At 57.8% G+C, this 19,714-nt stretch carries 12 protein-coding genes and 1 pseudogene; 9 read left to right on the top strand and 4 right to left on the bottom strand.

The window, feature by feature from the left end; genetic code table 11:
- Positions 1-198: 198 nt before the first annotated feature.
- From GT003_RS25950 to GT003_RS25940, 3 genes are all read left to right on the top strand, one after another.
- A complete protein-coding gene (locus GT003_RS25950) occupies positions 199-2,619 on the top strand; it encodes an EAL domain-containing protein (protein ID WP_161703571.1) in 2,421 nt (806 codons plus the stop codon).
- Positions 2,620-2,810: 191 nt separating this feature from the next.
- Positions 2,811-3,113 carry a hypothetical protein gene (locus GT003_RS25945; RefSeq protein WP_161703469.1) on the top strand — a complete coding sequence of 101 codons (303 nt, stop codon included), beginning with the start codon at positions 2,811-2,813 and terminating at the stop codon, positions 3,111-3,113.
- 572 nt (positions 3,114-3,685) lie between these two features.
- Positions 3,686-4,723, top strand: coding sequence for a Gfo/Idh/MocA family protein (locus tag GT003_RS25940; protein ID WP_161703467.1), 1,038 nt, complete (start codon positions 3,686-3,688; stop codon positions 4,721-4,723).
- 369 nt (positions 4,724-5,092) lie between these two features.
- On the opposite strand, the gene GT003_RS25935 is transcribed toward GT003_RS25940, so the two are convergent.
- Complete coding sequence (locus GT003_RS25935) at positions 5,093-6,322, bottom strand: glucose-1-phosphate adenylyltransferase (RefSeq protein WP_161703465.1); 1,230 nt, start codon at positions 6,320-6,322, stop codon at positions 5,093-5,095.
- A gap of 619 nt (positions 6,323-6,941) precedes the next feature.
- Positions 6,942-8,687: an alpha-glycosidase gene (locus GT003_RS25930; protein ID WP_161703463.1), complete on the bottom strand. Its 1,746-nt coding sequence runs from the start codon at positions 8,685-8,687 to the stop codon at positions 6,942-6,944.
- Between the two features lie 239 nt (positions 8,688-8,926).
- Between GT003_RS25930 and GT003_RS25925 the strand changes: the two genes are divergently transcribed.
- The 5 genes and pseudogenes from GT003_RS25925 to GT003_RS32690 all read left to right on the top strand — a co-directional run bounded on the left by GT003_RS25925 (position 8,927) and on the right by GT003_RS32690 (position 16,453).
- Positions 8,927-9,262 carry a YflT domain-containing protein gene (locus GT003_RS25925; RefSeq protein ID WP_239566112.1) on the top strand — a complete coding sequence of 112 codons (336 nt, stop codon included), beginning with the start codon at positions 8,927-8,929 and terminating at the stop codon, positions 9,260-9,262.
- A gap of 168 nt (positions 9,263-9,430) precedes the next feature.
- Complete coding sequence (locus GT003_RS25920; protein WP_161703461.1) at positions 9,431-13,159, top strand: response regulator; 3,729 nt, start codon at positions 9,431-9,433, stop codon at positions 13,157-13,159.
- 46 nt (positions 13,160-13,205) lie between these two features.
- On the top strand, positions 13,206-14,057 hold the full coding sequence (locus GT003_RS25915; protein WP_161703459.1) for a CheR family methyltransferase: 852 nt from the start codon (positions 13,206-13,208) through the stop codon (positions 14,055-14,057).
- A gap of 107 nt (positions 14,058-14,164) precedes the next feature.
- Positions 14,165-15,118, top strand: a pseudogene (locus GT003_RS32695) (response regulator); the annotation flags it as partial.
- 36 nt (positions 15,119-15,154) lie between these two features.
- Positions 15,155-16,453 carry an ATP-binding protein gene (locus GT003_RS32690; RefSeq protein ID WP_275589204.1) on the top strand — a complete coding sequence of 433 codons (1,299 nt, stop codon included), beginning with the start codon at positions 15,155-15,157 and terminating at the stop codon, positions 16,451-16,453.
- 209 nt (positions 16,454-16,662) lie between these two features.
- Here the strand turns inward: GT003_RS32690 and GT003_RS25905 are convergent, their stop codons facing one another.
- A complete protein-coding gene (locus GT003_RS25905; protein ID WP_161703455.1) occupies positions 16,663-17,469 on the bottom strand; it encodes an SDR family oxidoreductase in 807 nt (268 codons plus the stop codon).
- 122 nt (positions 17,470-17,591) lie between these two features.
- On the bottom strand, positions 17,592-18,344 hold the full coding sequence (locus tag GT003_RS25900) for an AraC family transcriptional regulator (protein ID WP_161703453.1): 753 nt from the start codon (positions 18,342-18,344) through the stop codon (positions 17,592-17,594).
- Between the two features lie 121 nt (positions 18,345-18,465).
- Here GT003_RS25900 and GT003_RS25895 point away from each other — a divergent pair, with 121 nt between their 5' ends.
- Positions 18,466-19,326 (top strand): phytanoyl-CoA dioxygenase family protein, encoded by an 861-nt coding sequence (locus GT003_RS25895; protein WP_161703451.1) that lies wholly within the window; start codon positions 18,466-18,468, stop codon positions 19,324-19,326.
- Positions 19,327-19,714 lie beyond the last annotated feature (388 nt).

The following is a 19,714-nucleotide window of genomic DNA, read 5'->3' as shown; positions in this document are numbered from 1 at the left end:
TCGTCGAGACCATCCTTTTCTTCATTCTCAGGGTCCGATTCGAGCCGCGAGCGCGAGACGTATCGAAACCTGATGCATAATGTCAAAATTTCTCGAATTTTCTTCTTGATAATGGAAAAATTCCGTTTATGATTAATGGACTAGGACTTTCACTGTTCCGCGGTTGATGGAACGGAAAGGGGGATATTCGTGCATCACATGCATGGTTCGTATGATATGCTGCTGGTTTTATTCTCTTATGTGGTTGCCGTGGTCGCGTCGTATACGGTGCTTGATTTGGTCGGCAGGATTAGTACGGCCAAGGGCATTCAACGCTGGGGCTGGGTCCTGTTCGGCGCAGTCGCGATGGGGCTTGGCGTATGGTCCATGCATTTTGTAGGCATGCTGGCTTTCTCGCTCAGCATCTCCGTCGCATACGATCTCGGCATGGTCTTGCTTTCGGTGGTGGTGGTCATAGCCGCTTCGTTCGGGGCGCTGTACGTCGTGGGCCGAAGCAAGCTGACGCTGCCCCATCTGCTTGGCGGAGGCATGCTGCTTGCCGTTGGCATATCGGCGATGCATTATATCGGCATGGGCGCGATGGAGATCCGCATAAGCTACGATCCCTTCTGGTTCACGTGCTCCGTGCTCATCGCGATCGGCGCTTCGTTCGCGGCGTTCTGGCTGGCCTTTTATTTGCGGACGGGGAATGACCGGGGCAGCGTATGGAAGAAGCTCGGGAGCAGCTTCATCATGGGGGCTGCGGTCGTAGGGATGCATTACACGGGCATGCATGCCGCGCGGTTTCAAGAGAGGGATGCTTCCTACAGGGCTTCCGGCATTCTCCTGAACCATACGTTCCTTCCTTATTTCATAGCTGGCGGCACGCTTCTGACGCTGGGACTGTCCATATTCGGCATCTTCATCTCCAATCGCTTCGCCAGCAAGGAGTCCGAGATCCGGCAAGGCGAGAAATGGTACAAGTCGCTATTCGACAACAATCAGGACGGCATCATTTCCATCGACATGCACAATCGCATCACGGGCTTTAATTCGGCCATCGTCAGGCTGACGGGAATATCCGCCGACTGGTTCCGGAGCGGGTCGATCGACGGCATTCTGCCGTTCATCGTTCCGGAGGAGCGGGAACGGACGAGAGAGCTGTTCTTGAAATCGCTGAACGGCGAGATGCAAAGCTATCAAACCGCGATCACTCATCGGCTGGGGCATCGCGTCGAGCTCAACGTCGTCAACGTGCCGGTCGAGCAAGAGGGCAAGGTGGCCGGGAGCTATATCATCGCCAAGGACATCACGGAGGAGCATGCCTCCAAGGAAAAAATTCAATACCTTGCGTTCCATGACGAACTGACGGGCATGCCCAACAGGCGGATGTTCAACCAAGCGCTTAACGGCATGATCGAGCGGCGCGCCGAACGTTTCTGCGTGATGATGATGGATATCGACCGCTTCAAGCTGATTAATGACTCGCTGGGACATACGTACGGCGATTTGTTTTTGCAGGAGGTCGGCAAGCGGATTCAAACCTGCATCTCCGCAGATCGGGTGACCGTGGCCCGCTTGGGGGGAGATGAATTCACGTTCCTGTGCGATCCTTGCTGCGATATGGACGAGGTGGCCGGAATCGCGACGAAGGTCATTGCCGAGATCAGCGTGCCTTATCGGCTGAAAGAGAATGATTTCTATGTTACGGCGAGCATCGGCATTGCCGTCTATCCGGATGATGGGGAGGACGCGGTGCAGCTGCTCAAGAATGCGGACACCGCCATGTACGAGGTGAAGAGGAACGGCAAGAACGGGTATCAATTCTACACGGGCGAGCTGAACGCGCAGCTGCAGGAGAAGATCGAGCTGGAAATCGATCTCCGGCAGGCCATTCTGCGGGAGCAGCTGTACCTCGATTACCAGCCTCAAATCCGGTCTTCGGACAGCCAAATGATCGGCGTCGAAGCGCTGGTCCGATGGCGTCACCCGGTGAAAGGGGTCATATCTCCCGGCGTGTTCATCCCGATCGCGGAAGAGACGGGCATCATCTATGAGCTGGGAACGTGGGTGCTGCGGGAAGCATGCCGTCAGATGAAGCAGTGGCATGACGCGGGCGGTCCGAAGATTACGGTCTCGGTCAATTTATCGTCCCAGCAGTTTCACCAGTCGAACTTGCCTGTCTATATAAAGGGCATTTTGGAAGAGACGGGCCTCGAGGCGCAATACCTGGAGCTGGAGATTACCGAGAGCATGATGATGGACCCATCCGTATCGACCGCGATTTTGAACGAACTGACGGAATTGGGTATACGCATTAGCTTGGACGATTTCGGGACGGGCTACAGCTCCTTGAGCTACCTCAAGCTGCTGCCGATTCATACGCTGAAGATCGACCGTTCCTTCATCCGCGACATTACCGTCAACAAGAACGACAAGGCGATCGTGGCGACGATCATCTCGATGGCCCAGCATCTCAACATGGACGTCATCGCGGAAGGCATTGAAACGAAGGAGCAGCTGGACATTCTGACGGACAACGACTGCGAGAAGATTCAAGGTTATTATTTCAGCCGCCCGCTGCCGCCGAAAGAAGTCGAAGCGGTGTTCTTCGCACCGCGCAGTCTCGTCTTGGAATAAGTTTAGAGGCGTGCCGCCAACCGTCTCTCATGTTTAAATGTTCAACCGTTTAACCCTTCACTTCTTTACGGGAGTGGAGGGTTATTTTCTTGAATCCGATCAGTCCCGTGCATGCTGGGTACGCTGAAAGGAATGAAGCTCGATTTTTGATATACTGACAGAACAACGCTTAACAGGGAGGCGGCAGTCAAATGGCATTCGGCGTGAAACGCGAGGAATTGGAGCGCTGGAAGGCGAAGGCGGGGAGAGGCGAGATCGCGTTCATGACGCATTATTGGCTCGAGCCGCGATTCGTGGGCATCAAGACCGTGACGAAGGTCGGCTGCGACGATTTGGAGAAGCTGGCCGCCTGGTGCCGCGCGAACGGGCTGGATCCGAAGCACATCCACCGCCGGCAGCCGTTTCCGCATTATGATCTGATCGGCGACAAGCAGGTGGAAATACTGCGGCGCGAGGGGCTTCGGGAGCAGCTTGAGCGGTTTAAGATGGAGTGAGCGGCGGCGGGAGCCGGCGAGGACTTCGGAATCACCGAAGTTGTGTATGGCCCGTGAATTTACATTCTACATTCGCATCAAAGTGGATAGCGATCCGTCATAAACTATGGCTTTACCATCATTCGGAAGCTCATAGAGCCTAAATAGTCGCGTGTTCTCGGGGTTTCTACGCACCGGGCTGGGGCTCTGGAAATACGTGCAAATTTACACTTCTTTTAATCCGATTCGTTCATTTGCGAGGAGTAAGAGCAACTATGCACTATCGATCCGAAATGGCCTATGGCCTGGAATTCCTCACAAATAAGTGCAGTGTTGCGCTTAAATCAGAATGATGGCCTGCAGGCATAGGAGATAATTACATTTTACACTTGAATTTACTGGCGCCTGCACGCAGTGCCACGCGTATTTTAGGACAACCGCTCGCCGTACCGAAGGTTGTTGCGGCGTTTAAGTATGCGACTCAGCCGGTCTTCGCAGCGTCCACCTCGTTCATTCGGCCCGAATTGGGGTAGTAAGGAGTAGAAGCCTGCGCACGAACGGCGGGTTAGAACGAGGACGAGGGGGATAACAACATGAAGACGATTAGAGTCGCGATTATCGGCTGCGGTTCGATTGCGGAATTTCGCCATGCGCCGGAATATGCAGCGAATGAGCAGGTGGAAATTGCCGCGTTCTTCGATCATAATCCCGAGCGGGCGGAGCGGCTGGTGGACGTGTACGGGGGCCGGGCGGCGCCTAGCATTGCATCCATTCTCGCGGATCCCGATATTGATGCGGTAAGCGTCTGCACCTCCAACGAAACGCATGAAGAAGTGACGGTGGACGCGCTGCAGGCAGGCAAACACGTGCTGTGCGAGAAGCCGATCGCGACATCGGTCGAAGGCGCGCGGGCGATGATGAAGGCGGGCAGGGAATCGGGGCGCATTCTGATGGTCGGTCACAATCAGCGGTTCTCGGAGGCCCACGTCGTTGCCAGGCGTCTGATCGAATCGGGCGAAATCGGCAAGGTGCTGACGTTTCAGACGACGTTCGGCCACAGCGGGCCGGAGCATTGGGCGTTCGTGAAAAGCACGGATTCGTGGTTCTTCAGCAAGGAGCGTTCCGTGCTCGGCGCTGCCGGCGACCTCGGCATTCATAAGCTGGATCTCATTCGTTATTTGCTGGAGGACGAGATCGCCGACATCGCGGCATTCGGCGGCGCGCTCCACAAGACCGACGCGGACGGCGAACCGATCGCGGTCAACGACAATATGGTCTGCATCGTGAAGACGGAGGGCGGCGTGCTCGGTACCGTTGCGCTCAGCTGGACGTATTACGGCGAGGAAGATAACAGCACGGTGCTCTACGGCGAGAAAGGGATTTTGAAAATTTTCGCGAACGAAACGTTTCCCGTGCAAGTGAAACGAAGCGACGGCACCTCGCGCGAATACGAAATCGAAGGAATCCAGACGAACGACAACCAAACCGACAGCGGCGTCATCAATGCGTTCGTCGACTGCATCGTGGAGGGCAAGAAACCGCCGGTAAGCGCGCGGGACGGACTCGTCTCGCTGAAGCTCATCGAAGCGATGATGAAGGCGGCCGACGAGCGCCGCTCCGTGCGCTTGTAGAAGGTGCGGCTAAACGAGGCAGCGCGAATGAGCGAACCGCATACTGCGCGAAAAGCAAGTAAATGCCCGAGCGTGCGAGAGATATTCTCTCGCGCGTTCGGGCATTCGTGCATTAGATATGTTGGTGCGTTGCTTTTGTGCATGCCGGCAGGGACGGGTATACGCACCCAATGCGCGTGCGTCCCAATGCTTCTGCATCTCAATGCGCGTGCGTCCAGGTCATGCTAAGAACTTGCTGATGGCCGGCCGGCGAGTTCGACCGATCGAACCTAGACTCTCGATCCGCAATCCCCAACCATATAAGCCCCGGCAAAAACAAAAAAACCGAAGCCGTCCTGCCCGCGGGCAAGTCAGCTTCGGCTAACGTTCTTATGCTTTCTCAAGCGCGATAGCCGCCACGGCAGGCGCCTCCCGATCGAACAGCGACTGCGGCAGCCGATCCGGCGTGACGACGAAGCGCGGGTGCGCCGCGACGCAGTCGCCCGGCGCGATGACGGTAACATCGCCGTTCAGGCTGCCGATGACCGCGCCGTCTTCGATGACGGCCCCTTCCCCGATAATGACGCGGGACAATCGAACGTCTTTGCCGATGCGGGAGCCCGGCATAAGGATGCTCTCCCGGATGTCGGCGCCTTCTTCGACGGCAACGTCCCCGAATACGACGCTCCGGTCCAGGTCGCCTTTAATCGAGCTGCCGTGATGGACGTAGGAGCTCTGCACGTCCGCATTCGGACATACATAGGTACGCATCGAATTGTTCAGCAGGCGGGATAGGATCGGCCAAGGTTTCGCTTTCGTTCCTGCCGCGTCTTCCAGCTCGCCGTCGATGAGGTCCATGTGGGCTTCCCACAGGCTCTCCACCGTGCCGACATCGCGCCAGTAGCCGTCGAATGCATGCGCCAGCATCGATGTTCCGTTCCGCAGCAAGGCCGGGATAATATCCTTGCCGAAGTCATGGCTCGATGCGGGGTTCAGGCGGTCCGCCATCAGCGCGTCGCGCAGCACCTGCCATTTGAAAATATAAATGCCCATGGAAGCCAGATTGCTCGTCGGCTTTGCCGGCTTTTCCACAAAGTCCACGATCGTCCGGCGCTCGTCGGCGGTCATGATGCCGAAGCGGCTGGCATCGCGCCAAGGCACGCGTTTGACAGCGATCGTGGCTGCCGCGCCGGACGCCACGTGATCCTGCAGCATGCTGCGGTAATCCATCCGATAGATATGGTCGCCGGAGAGGATGAGCACATGCTCGGGCGATTGCCGGTCGATATAATCGATATTTTGATAGATCGCATCGGCCGTTCCCAAATATCCGTTCTCGCCGACGCGGCTGGATGGCAGCAGCGTGATGTCCGCCGTTTGTCCGTTCGTGTGCCAAGAGGAACCGTCCCCGATATGCTTATGAAGCGAATCCGCCATGTACTGCGTCAACACCCCGATGGATCCGATTCCGGAGTTGATGCAGTTGCTGAGCGTGTAGTCAATGATGCGGCAGTTTCCGCCAAAAGGCACGGCCGGCTTAGCCATGGACTCCGTTAGCGGCGCCAGTCGGCGCCCTTCTCCACCTGCAAGCAGCATTGCGACACAAGAATTCGTATTCATATTTCGTTTCCTCCCCGAAGTCCGTTTGTATTAGAAATATACACGCGGCAAAATAGGATGAAACGCCCAAAAAAATTTCCTCCTGCCCAGGAAAAAGTACGCTTCAAACGGCGAATGGGTGGGTATATCACCACCCGTTTTCATGACTGACGCATGTCCGGGAAGGCAGATGGCGCGGAATGAAGCCTGCTTGCGCCGGTGGAAGCACCTCCTTCCGCGCGCTGGAAGGTTGCGCTTGCCCGGCATGAGCCGGCCCTGGCGAATAGCCTGTATCCTGCACCACGCCTGCGTCTTGAACGCTGCGCATGCAGTGCTGGAACTGCATCTGATTCATTATATGTGGCATGCCCTGTATTATTAACTTTTTACGCATCTACAGCGGGGAAAAAGCGTTCGACAAGCGGGTAACCAGTTGGACGGGCCGCGCTGTTGCCGAAGCGACCGCACCGGCAGCAGGTACAGAGTCACGGGGTGTACTAGTGTTTTAGAACCAGTGTTCGAACTAGGCAAGAAGGGCCGTCAAGGCCTGCTTATTCAAACGCACGAAGAAGGGGATGCCCCCGCCCGCGCTCCGCGACAGTCCGACATCCCCTTCATTGCGGAAGAACAGTGCACCGTCCTACAGCTCGCGCCGCAATATCCGATACCCCCACGGGTCCAGCTCCACCTTCTGCACGCCGTTCTCGGCAGGCGCATGGTCGCCCGTCAGCGCGTCATGCCAGTCATTCGTGTTCATGGCATGCTCCAGCACGGTCCGATCGCCGGTCGGATTCATCCAAACGGTGAAATGCTCGCCCTCGCCGAGCCGCTCGTAGATGATGCGCGCATCTTCCGGGTCCGCCTTCAGGAAGCGGAAGCGGCCGCTTCGCAGCACGGAATGCTCTTTGCGCAAGCCGATCAGCAGCTTGTAGAAGTCATATAACTCGCGGTCCTGCCGCTCCTCGTCCCAGATCATGCAGCCGCGGCAATCCGGATCGTTCCCGCCCTGAAGCCCGATCTCGTCGCCGTAGAAGATGCACGGCGTCCCGATGTACGTCATCAGGAAGACGACCGCAAGCTTCAGCTTGAGCTTATTGCCTCCGGCCCGCGTCAGCACCCGCGGCGTATCGTGACTCGACAGCAGATTGAAGATGACCTCGTTGGTCCCTTGCGGGTAGCGCATGAGCAGGTTGTTCATGCCTTCCGAGAAGGTCCGGCCGTCGATCATGCCGTCCGCGAAGAAGCCCAGCACGCGATCGGCGAACGGATAGTTCATGACCGAGTCGAACTGGTCGCCGAGCAGCCATGTGCGCGAGTCGTTCCATACTTCCCCGACGATATAGGCATCCGGCTTCGCCTCCTTCACGACCTGGCGGAACGCGCGCCAGAAGTGATGGTCGACTTCGTTGGCCACGTCGAGCCGCCAGCCGTCGATATTCGTCTCGCGGATCCAATAGTCGGCGACGTCGAGCAAATATTTCTTCGTCTTGGGATTCGCCGTGTTCAGCTTCGGCATCTGGCCGAAGAAGCCGAACGTATCGTACGTGGCGATGCCGTCCTTCACTTCGGCAGGGAACGTCCGCACGTGGAACCAGTCCGCGTATTCCGACTGCTCGCCATTGCGCAGCACATCCTGGAAGGCCGGGAAATTCTCGCTCGTATGATTGAAGACCGCATCGAGCACGACGCGGATCCCGCGCTCATGGCATTCGTGCACGAGCTTCTTCAGCATATCCTTATCGCCGAAGTGCTCGTCGATCTTCATATAATCGACCGTGTCGTATTTGTGGTTGGAGGGGGATTTGAAGATCGGCGTCAAATAGACCGCCGTCACGCCGAGATCGGTCAGGTGGTCGAGATGGTCGAGAATCCCCTGGAGATCGCCGCCGAAGCAGCTTTCCCCGGTAGGGGCGGCGCCCCATTCCGCCATGCCTTCCGGATTGATGGACGGGTCGCCGTTCGCGAAGCGATCCGGCATGATTTGATAGAACACCGCCGATTTGGCCCATTCGGGCGCCGAGAACAAATCGATCTCGTGAATGTAGGGAAACTCGTAATAGCCGGCAACCGGCTGCGGTTGATCCCCGCATATGCCCCCTTCGGTCAAATAGACGGTCTCATCGCCCTGCCGCAGGCGAAAGATATAAGAGAAGCGCTTGTACTTGGGCTTCACTTCCGCCTCCCAATAATCGAAGAAATGGTCCGTCGCGATCTTCAGCATCGGCAGTTCTTCATTAAAGCTTCCCCAATCGTATTTGTCGCCGGCAACGGCCGTTACTTCCTCCACGTCGTCGCGTTTGGTCTGCACGCGCAAGTGAATGGTTTCCATGTCGTAGGCGTAGGCCCAATTGCTGCGGGGAGAGTGGTGAAAACATTCCTGAAACATCCGCTCCAGCTCCTTTTGATAATCTGCTATAATGAGGGCGCTGCCGTCAGGCGGCCTATTTGTCATTTACACGGGCAGAGGAGCGCGTGAATCTGGGGGCTTTAGTCGTATGCCGCCTGCGCCTAAAGTACTGCCGAAGACCGGGCTTAACCGTTCCGGCTTGTTTCATTCCGCTCCCGCCGGGGTAAACCCTAAGTAGCCTAACCTGGCAAATCCATTTGAAAAGCGGAGGGATTCCCATGCAACAGATGAAACCGAGCGTTCAAATTGTACCGACGGCGATGGATGCGCTGCATACCGTTCAAGAGCTGAACCGGCGTGGATACAGGCAGGAGAACATTTTCGTCCTTGCTCATGACAGCAGTCAGACGAAGTCGTTGTCCGAGGCGGCGGATGCCAACGAGATCGGCATGAAGGAAGAAGGCATGTTCAACGCGATGGCGAATGTATTTAAGTCGCGGGGCGATGAGATTCGCTCCAAGCTGACGTCGATCGGCCTGTCGGACATGGAAGCGGAACGTTACGAAGAGGAGCTTGATCGCGGTCGTGTACTCGTTATTACGAACGTCCATTAGAAAGCGCAGCATATGCAATAACCAAGTATTGGCCATTGAAAATGACCGATGTGAAAAGGTCGCCGTCCTTTAGGACGCGCGGCCTGTTCGCACGTTTCGATAATACAGCGTTCGCGCGCAGGCGCGCGCGCGACAAAAAAAGGGGAATCATCGGGTGGGGTACGCCATATGAGAACAAAAACAAAGCTGACGATCAGTTTTATAGTCATGATGCTCGTATTAATCTTCATATCGATCGCCAGCCTGAATAACATATCCATGCTGGGCGGCAAGCTGGACGAAGTCTACGGCAACCGGTATCAGAAGCTGATGGCCGCCTACGACCTGCGCGGCTCCGTGAATAACGTGGCCAAGAGCGTGACGAACGTCCTGACCATGCCGACAGCCGAGAGCTTGGCTAAGAACGAGGCGTCGTTGACCGAAGAGCCCGCGCAGGCGCGGCAGGATTTCGAATTGCTGAAACGATTGTCTTCGACCGAGACGGAACGCGGTTCGCTAAGCGAGCTTGAGCGCGCCTTTACCGCCTATTTTCAGTACGCGGCCGAAGTGAAGCGGCTGATCGGGCAAGGCAAGACGGCGGAAGCGGTTGCGCTAAGACAGAAGGAAGGCATCGTCGGCCAGGAGACGACGGTCAATCTTATCGACGATTTGACCGAGTTCCACCGGCATGCCACCGACCAGGCCGTCCAGTCGGCCGTCGACGCCAATCGCAGCACGCGGATGATCATGGTCACGACCATGGTTCTCGGCATGCTGATCGGCATCGGAACGATGCTCTGGAACATTACCGGCGTGACGCGCAGCCTGAATCGTCTGGCCGACATGATCTCCGCCTATGCGCGCGGGATCAGCGATCCGGCATTGCGCAAACGGTCGGAGACCGGAGACGAATTCGGAGCCGTGGCCAAGGCGTTCTTCTCGCTGGCCGACGATCTGGAGCGCAAGACGGCCATCGAGCAGGTCTATAACAAGAAGGTCGAGGACGAAGCATGGGTCAAGTCCAACTTCGCTTCCACGACGGTCGCCATGCAGGATCAGATGGAGCTGCGACAGATGGGCAGCGCGTTCATCGAGAGGCTCGTGCCGATCGTCGGCGCTGTCTACGGCGGGCTCTACATCCGCGAAGGGCTCGGCGAGGATAACAAGCTTCGGCTCTATGGCGCGTACGCGCCGCAGGGCGAATCCGCCTTCGAGGAGCAATTCAAGCTCGGCGAAGGCTTAGTAGGCCAGTGCGCGCGGAGCGGCGAGCCGATCGAGCTGACGGAGCTGCCGCCTTCCTACCTTCGCATTCGCTCCGGCATGGGCGAGGCGCAGCCGCAAACGCTGATGCTCCTGCCGGTCACGTACCAGAACAGGCCGCTGGCCGTCATCGAGCTGGCTTCGCTGAAGCCGATCGGCGGCAGGGAGCGCGAGCTGCTGCACGAGCTGTCGGAAGGACTCGGCATCCTGCTGAACAATCTGTTCGGCCGGCTGCGGATCGAGGAGCTGCTGCGCGAATCGCAGGCGCTCGGCGAAGAGCTTCAGGTGCAGTCCGAGGAGCTCGTGTCGCAGCAGGAAGAGCTGCGCCGTTCCAACGACCAGCTGGAGGAGCAGACGCGCACGCTCAAGAATTCCGAAGAGCTGCTGCAGAGCCAGCAGGAAGAGCTGGAGCAGACGAACGAAGAGCTGCTGAAGAAGACGCACTTGCTGGAGCAGCAGATGCGCAGCACCGAACAGAAGAACGAGCAGATCGAACGGACGAAGACGGCGCTGGAGCGCCAAACCGTGCAGCTGGCGCTGTCGTCCAAGTACAAATCCGAATTCCTTGCGAACATGTCGCATGAACTTCGCACGCCGCTCAACAGTCTGCTTATCTTGTCCCAAATGCTCAAAGATAACAAGGAAGGCAATCTGAACGGCAAACAGATCGAATTCGCTTCGACGATCCATTCGTCCGGCAGCGACCTGTTGAAGCTGATCGACGAGATATTGGATTTATCCAAGATCGGCGCGGGCAAAATGAGCGTAGTGACCGAGCATGTGCCGTTTGCGGATCTGACCCAGTCGCTGCGGCGGAGCTTCGGGCCGATGAGTCAGCAGAAAGGGCTCGTCTTCGATGTGAACGTCGCGAAGGACGTTCCAGAAGGGTTGTACTCCGACAGCCACCGCGTCAAGCAGATTCTTAAGAATCTGTTGTCGAACGCCATTAAATTTACGCATCGGGGCTCGGTCAGCTTGGCGATACGGAACGCGCGGCCGGGGGAAGCCGTTCTCTCGGCGGAGGGCGGACGCATGCTGGCCTTCGAGGTACGAGACACCGGCATAGGCATCGCAGCCGAGAAGCAGCAGCTCGTATTCGAAGCGTTCCAGCAGGTCGACGGCACGACAAGCCGCATTTACGGCGGAACGGGACTCGGCCTTGCTATCAGCCGCGAGCTGGCGGGCCTGCTCGGAGGAACGATCGAATTGGAGAGCAGAGAAGGCGAGGGCAGCACGTTCACGCTGTACCTGCCTGAGTATTACGTCGCGCCGACGTCCGACGGCGGTACGGTCTATGCGGACGACGATCACAGGCTCGGCGAGCAGGCCGTCGAAGCGATGCTTGCACAGCCCGGCAACCAGGATGCGCGGACAGGTATGTCGCAAGCAGCTCCGGGATTGGCCATTCGCGAGAATGGAACGGATTCCGGTCATGGCCGCGAGATCGTTCAGATCGAGGACGACCGGAACGCGATCGGGCCGGAGGATCGCGTCGTCCTCATTATCGAAGATGACGGGCCTTTTGCCCGCGTGCTGCTGGATATGGCGCGGTCGCGCGGCTTCAAGGGCATCGTGGCGGTGCAGGGCGATACCGGGCTGAACGATGCGAGACATTATAAGCCGGATGCGATCCTGCTCGATATTATGCTGCCGGTCATGGACGGCTGGTCGGTGCTGCATCATCTGAAACACGATGCGGATACGCGTCATATCCCGGTGCATGTGATCTCGGTTATGGAAGAGGTACAGCAGGGATTGTCCATGGGCGCGATCGCGTACCTGCGCAAGCCGGCCGGGAAGGAACGGCTGGATCAGCTGTTCCTGCAGATTGAATCCTTCCTGGACCGCGATCTCAAATACGTGCTGGTCGTCGAGGACGACGCCGCGCAGCGAACGGGCATCATCGAGCTGGTCGGCGACGAGGACGTCGTCGTGAAGGCCGTCCCTTCGGGAGCGGAGGCGCTCCATGAGCTTGAGATGCAGCATTACGACTGCATGGTGCTCGATCTGGGGCTGCCGGATATATCCGGCTTCGACCTGCTGGACAACATCCGCAAGAGCGAGAAGCTGCGCGAGCTGCCGATCATTATTTATACCGGCCGCGATCTCGACAAGAAGGAAGAGATCCAGCTGAAGAAATACGCAGGAACCATTATCATTAAGGACGTCAAGTCGCCGGAACGGCTGCTCGACGAGACGACGCTGTTCCTCCACCGCGTCGTGGCGGATTTACCGGAGGCGAAGCGCAGCGTGCTGCGGAAGCTTCACAGCGTGGAGACGATTTTCGAAGACAAGACGATCATGATCGTCGACGACGACATTCGGAACGTATTCGCCCTGTCGAGCGCGCTCGAAGGCTATAAGATGAACATTCATTTCGCCGAGAACGGACGCGAGGCGCTGGAGATGCTGCAGCAGCATCCGGAGACGCAGCTCATTCTCATGGATATGATGATGCCGGAGATGGACGGCTACGAGACGATGCGGCATATCCGCGCGATGGCGGATTTCGAACGGCTGCCGATGATCGCAATTACGGCCAAAGCCATGAAAGAAGACCGCGACAAATGCATCGAAGCCGGCGCTTCCGACTATATCGCCAAGCCGGTGAATATCGATCAGCTGCTATCCTTGATGAGGGTGTGGTTATATCAATAACGATATGCAAGACGTCATCGAAGAAATGAAGAGAGAAGAGACTATCATGATGCAGGACGACAACGAACAAAACAAAGCCAGCGAGCGGGAACAAGTGGAGATCAACCTGCTGCTCGAAGGGCTGTATCAGCTGTACGGCTATGATTTTCGCAATTACGCGTTCTCTTCCATCCGCCGCCGTATCTGGCATCGGGTGAACGCGGAGCGGCTCCCGACGATTACCTCCTTGACGGAGCGGGTGCTGCATGACCGGACCGTCATGAACCGGCTGTTAGCCGACTTGACGATCCACGTGACGGAGATGTTCCGCGATCCGGAGGTGTTCAAGGCTTTCCGCGAGCGGGTCGTGCCCTTGCTTCGAACCTATCCGTTTATCCGCGTCTGGCATGCGGGGTGTTCGACCGGCGAGGAAGTCTACTCCATGGCGATTCTGCTGAAGGAAGAAGGTTTGTACGATAAGACGCGTATCTATGCGACGGACATGAACGAACGCGTGCTGGAGACGGCGCGCGAGGGCGTGTTCCCGCTGGAGAGGATGCAGATCTTCACGCGCAATTATATCGAGGCCGGCGGCAAGGAATCGTTCAGCAATTACTATACGGCCAAGTACGATTCCGTGCTGTTCCAGAGCGAACTGAAGAGCAATATCGTATTCGCGCAGCATAATCTGGTGACGGACCGCTCGTTTAACGAATTCAACGTCATATTTTGCCGCAACGTCATGATATATTTCAACAAGGAGCTTCAGAACCATGTGCACGGCCTGCTCTTCGACAGCCTCAGCACCTTCGGGATCCTGGCCTTGGGCACGAAGGAATCGATTAATTTCACGCGGCATGCCAAAGCTTACGAGGAGCTCGATGCGCACAGCCGGCTGTACCGTAAAATCAAATCATAACCGGGAAGGCTTGCAATGCTGGTTGTTGCGCATATTCGAGAGACTAGGCAAGAGGCAGGCAGCGCCAAGCGGTATCCATGCAAGGGGAAGGTGAAGGGGCAGTTATGATCGCTTATGATGGACCGGTTAACATATTGCTGGTGGATGACCACCCGGATAATTTATTAGCGCTGGAAGCAGTGCTGGGAGATTTGAACTGTAATCTCGTCAAATGCCTGTCTGGCGCGGAGGCGCTGCGCTGCCTCCTGAAGGATGAGTTCGCCGTCATTCTGCTGGACGTGCAGATGCCCGAGATGGACGGCTTCGAAACGGCAAGGCTGATCAAGTCGCGCAAGAAAACGCAGGAGACGCCGATCATCTTCATCTCCGCGACAAGCAAGGAAGCGGAGCATTTCTTCACCGGCTACGAGGCCGGCGCGATCGATTACATGCTGAAGCCGTTCGTGCCGCAAATTCTCAAAGCCAAGATCGAAGGCTTCGTCCGGATGTACGTCGGCCACAAGACGCTGCAGCTGCAAGCCGAATTGCTGCAGCGGCAGACGATGGAGCTCGAACGAAGCAATCGCGAGCTCATGATGACGACGTATCAGCTGACGAAGTCGCAGGCGCTTACGCGCGCGATCCAAGAGACGAGCATGGATACGATGATGACCTTCGACGAGGAAGGCATCATCTTGACGGTAAACCCCGCGATCAAGTCGATGTTCGGGTACCGGGAGGACGAGGTGTTGGGGCATCCGGTCACGATGCTTATTCCGTGCTTCGAAGGCGGGTCATACCGTACTCACGAAGGAGGCGCGCCCGCGAAGAACGGTGCCGGGGGCAATAAGCAGCAGCCCGGTCAAGCCGGCCAATCTTCAGAGCACGGCGAATGGTTCCGTGCGCGCGGGATCGAAGCATCGGCCGATATTCCGTTCGAGAGCGGGGCAGCCGTCTGCGCCGCGCTGTCCGAACGCAGGCAGCTGAATCCGATCCGCAAAGACGGCAGCCGTTTCCCGGCGGAGATCCAGATCGGCGTCGCGACGATCGACGAGGAGCGGGTATACGCCTGCACCGTCGTTGACGTGACGGAGCGGAATCGCTTCGAGCAGGAGCTGATGGCGGCGAGGGATACGGCGGAAGTCGCAGCGCGGGCGAAGACGAACTTCCTGACGATGGTGAGCCACGAGATTCGCACGCCGATGAACGGCGTGCTCGGCATGGCGGGCCTGCTGCTCGATACGGAGCTCGACGGCGCGCAGCGGGAATACGCGGACATTATCCGCAAGAGCGGAGAGGCGCTGCTGTCGGTCATCAACGATATTTTGGATTATGCCAAGATCGAGTCCGGCAAGCTGGAGGTCGAGAAGCTGCCGTTCAAGCTTCCGCTGCTGATCGCGGAAACGTTTGACCTGTTCACGGCCAAGTCGCGGCAAAGCCGGCTGACGCTTACGTATGAAGCCGATCCGGCGATGCCGGAGCTGCTGGTGGGCGATGAAATCAAGCTGCGCCAGGTGCTGGTTAACCTGATCGGCAACGCCTTCAAATTCACGTCGGAGGGCTCCATTACCGTCACTTCGAAGATGCTTGCGGTTCACGGACAGTCGGTGCTGATCGAATTCATCGTGGCCGATTCCGGCGTCGGCATCGCGGAAGATAAGCTTCCGCTGCTGTTCCATCCGTTCTCGCAGGTCGATACGTCGCTTACGCGGCAATACGAAGGCACCGGCCTCGGCCTCGCCATCTGCAAAAATCTCGTCGAGCTGATGGGCGGCTCGATCGGCGTGAGTTCTGTCCCGGGCGCAGGCACGACGTTCCGTTTCACCGTGCAGCTGCAGGCGTGGCCGGCGTCCCAGCATGATCCGTCCGCGGACGAGGGCAGCTTCGCCGCACTGGCGGGGGAATCCTTCGGATCTTTTTATGAAGCCGAGCTCACGGGTTCGGGTTCGGATGTCGAACCATCCGAGCATGGGCAGGCTTCGGCTCACGCGCAGCCGTCCAAGACGACCGCGGACAGAGCCGGAGGCGCCGCCGTACTCGTCGCCGACGATAATGAAATCAACCAGAAGCTGACGCTGTCGCTGCTCGATAAGCTGGGCATCTCCGCCGATGTCGCCGGCAATGGCAGCGATGCCGTCGATTTGGCTTTTAATCGCAATTATGATCTTATCCTTATGGATATGCGGATGCCTGTCATGGATGGGCTCGAGGCCACGCGGCGCGTGCTCGCTTCGGCGCCGCCGGGCAGAGCGCCGATCGTCGTGGCGATGACGGCGAACGTGCTGCCAAGCGATAGAGAACGCTGCCTGGAAGCGGGCATGGCGGATTTCCTCGCGAAGCCGATTCAATTCGACGCGGTGAAGCGGGTACTGAAGCGCTACGGCATCGAGCCGGAGCGGACGCAGTCGTCGTTATAAAGGCGCCGGGCAAGCAGCTGCGATGGCGCCTGCCGGCGCGCAGCAAGCAAAAAACCTTCCTGCCACAGTTGTGGAGGAAGGTTTTTTGGTTTGCCGGCTTTCGCTAGGCGGTTGGTTCGTTGGCCGATGGTTCGCGAGCGCGGTTGGGCCCGACGAGCAAGAGAGGAGCGCCCCGCGCACTGCATCGCCGCAAACATCGTCCCGACTCATCAACCGTGCAGCAGCGATTCCGCACCGTCGATGAAGATCGGAGTGCCGGTAATATGGCTCGATGCGTCGGAAGCCAGGAACAGGACGAGGTCGCCAACCTGGGAGGCACGGCCGGGGCCGTCTCCGAGCGGATGGTCGCCTTCCGGAAATTCGACCGGAATACGGATCTCCTCCAGCTCCGGCGTCGGATGCGTATTCTGATCGATATGTGTCTTGATCGCGCCCGGACAGATCGCGTTGACGCGAATGCCGTACTGCCCCAGCTCCAAAGCAGCCATTTGCATAAAAGCAACCTGTCCCGCTTTCGACGTGCTGTACGCGCTGAAACCGAAATTCGAGAAAACGCGGTTGCCGTTGATCGAGCTCGTAATGACGATGCTGCCGCCATTCTTCTTCAGGAAAGGAATGGCGTATTTGACGGTTAGGAAGGTGCCCTTCAGATTGATATCGAGGGTCGTATCCCAATCCTCGGGCGTCATCTTCTCGATCGGCGCCAGGGTGCCGTTAACGCCGGCATTGGCGAACACGATGTCGAGCCGGTCCCATTTGCCCGCCGCCTCTTGGATTGCGCTCTCGATATCCTCCGGCTTCGATATATCGGCCTCGATCGCGATGGCATCGCCGCCCGCGTCCAGGATTCGCTTCCGGACGTCCGCGACCCGCTCTTCCTTCACGTCGACGAGCGCGATGCGCGCGCCCTCCTCCGCCAGCCGCAGCGCTGCGGCACGTCCGATGCCTGAGCCGGCACCCGTGATAACGGCGACTTTGCCGTGTACGCTTCCTTGTCGATCATTCGATTTGGTCATGGGTAGACGAGACCTCCATTCAATGGACTACTGTGCTGCTCTGCACTCTTCATACCCGTTTTTTCCTATTCGCAACCAAATATACGTCCCGCTGCCGCGCGCTTGTTCTAGCGCTACCCGATCTACCGCGATTTGCGGTACTGAAGGGGCGTGACGCCGAAGGCGCGTTTGAACAGCTCGATGAATTGCGACGTCGTGGAGAAGCCGCAATCCACGCCGACCGTGCTGATCGGAACCGCCGAGTTCAGGAGCAAATCCTTGGCCGCGTGCAGCCGTTTGTGCAGGATATATTGACCTGGCGGCAGTCCGGTTTGTTCCTTGAACAACTGGCGAAAATGATCCTCGCTGTAGCCGGACAGCTCCGCAAGCGTTCGAAGCTGAAAGGGCTGCGTGAAATTCTCGTCCATGTACCGTCTGGCGTAGAAGAGCCGTTCCGGACGATGGTCGTCCTGCACGGATGCGGCTTCGGACTGGCGTCCGAGCAGCAGGATGACCTCGTTCAGCAGCAGATTGACGCGCGGCGCGTAATGCGCTTTTTGGCCGAGGAGCTCCTCTTTCATCGTCATCATGAGCGAGAGGATCGCGCGGTTCTCGGTGTCCGGGATGAGGCCGTTTTGAAGCCGTACGGGGAAGTCGTCGTAGAGGAAGCCGAAGAAGACGACCTCCGTCGCCTCGTCGTGGCGTTCGTCATGCATGTAGTTGGGACGTGTCAGCGTTATCGTGCCTGGCTTGTAATGCAGGGATTGCCCGCCGAGCTTCATCACGCCGACCCCCGAAACATAATATACGAGCTCGAAGCAGCTATGTTTATGAAACTCCACATAGGTGCTCGCCCCGTGGCTGCGATACAAGAAGAAATCCAGTTTCCCGTTCATCGGGGAACACGACCTTTCCCGGAATTCTGATATTTTATACCCAGTCTATTATAGCGGCGCAATCCTGTCACCTTTATGATGAAAGGGTAGGTTATGCAATCGAACGCGGGAGTGATGAATGATGACCAGTGGAATCGAGCAAGGATTGACCGAACGGGAAATCAAGCAGTATGGGGAGGATGGCTTCCTCGTTTTCGACGATATTCTATCCGCGGAGGAGGTCGGGGAGCTGCGCCTTGCCTGCGAGGAGCCGCAGATCGTGGAATTGCGGTCGCAAAAGGATTACGAGACCAAGACGGTCCACGCGCTCGGCATTACGGCGCTTCACCCGGCGTTTCTGAAGCTGGCCAAGCATCCGGCGATCGTCGCCAAGCTGAAGTCCTTGCTCGGGGAAGATATCGAGCTGCAGCATTCCAAGCTGGCGACGAAGCCGCCGACGAAGGGACTCGGCATTTTCGCGTGGCATCAGGATATCGCGTTCTACCCGCATACGAATACCGACCTGCTGTCGGTGATGGTCATGCTCGACGACGCGACGCCGGAGAACGGCTGCATGCAAATGGTGAAGGGCAGCCACCGGCTGGGTCTGCTGAATCATCTGGTGAACGGCCGCTTCGCGGCGGAATGTCAGGAGCGGCAGTATTGGGAGCAGCCGGAGAATCCCGGCGACATCGTCTGCATTACGCCGAAGAGCGGCGGAATCAGCATCCATCACGGCTTGACGCTGCATGGGTCGGATGCGAACGCGTCCGGCAAGCCGCGCCGCGGAATCGTATTCTCGTACCGCGCCGGCGACGCCTATCAACTGGCCGATACGCTGTTCGACGACACGGGACTTCTCATCTGCGGCAGCAAGAAGGGCATCGTCCGCTGCGATGCCGGCGTCGTGACGCTGCCTTATCGCGGCGGTAACTCGCCATACGGCTCGTCTTGGAACCAGGTCGGCGGTTTCGCGGCTGCGCAGAATGAGGCGAACGAATAGATCGGGCAAAAGAGAAGTAAGAAGCGAGAGGAAGGAAGAGAAAAAGAGAGCCATGAATGCCCGTAAGGGGTTCATGGCTCTCTTGCTGCGGCGAAACTGCTGCAGATCAGGGCGCTCAGCCAGCGGCGGAAGCTGCCGGACGTGCCCTATGAATCGGACTGACACCTAACGCTTGCCAGCGTTGCTATTTCGCGAAAAATACAACTGAAAAAAATCTAACGGTTATGACAGACGTTATTGGCCGAATAGAAGCTGATTTGCGCAGGAAATTTTGAAATAAGCCTCCTGGCAGACGTTAGCGATAAAAAGGGAGCATTTTGAGCTAAATAGCCTTTCGTGCAAGCGTTAGCGCTGTGGCAGTTAGGTTTTTCTTTAGCATGACGATATT

It is taken from the genome of Paenibacillus sacheonensis (assembly GCF_009909195.1).
GTDB lineage: Bacteria > Bacillota > Bacilli > Paenibacillales > Paenibacillaceae > Paenibacillus_Z > Paenibacillus_Z sacheonensis.
The sequence above is the reverse complement of the archived record's forward strand: the minus strand, read 5'-3'. Positions and strand labels throughout refer to the sequence as shown.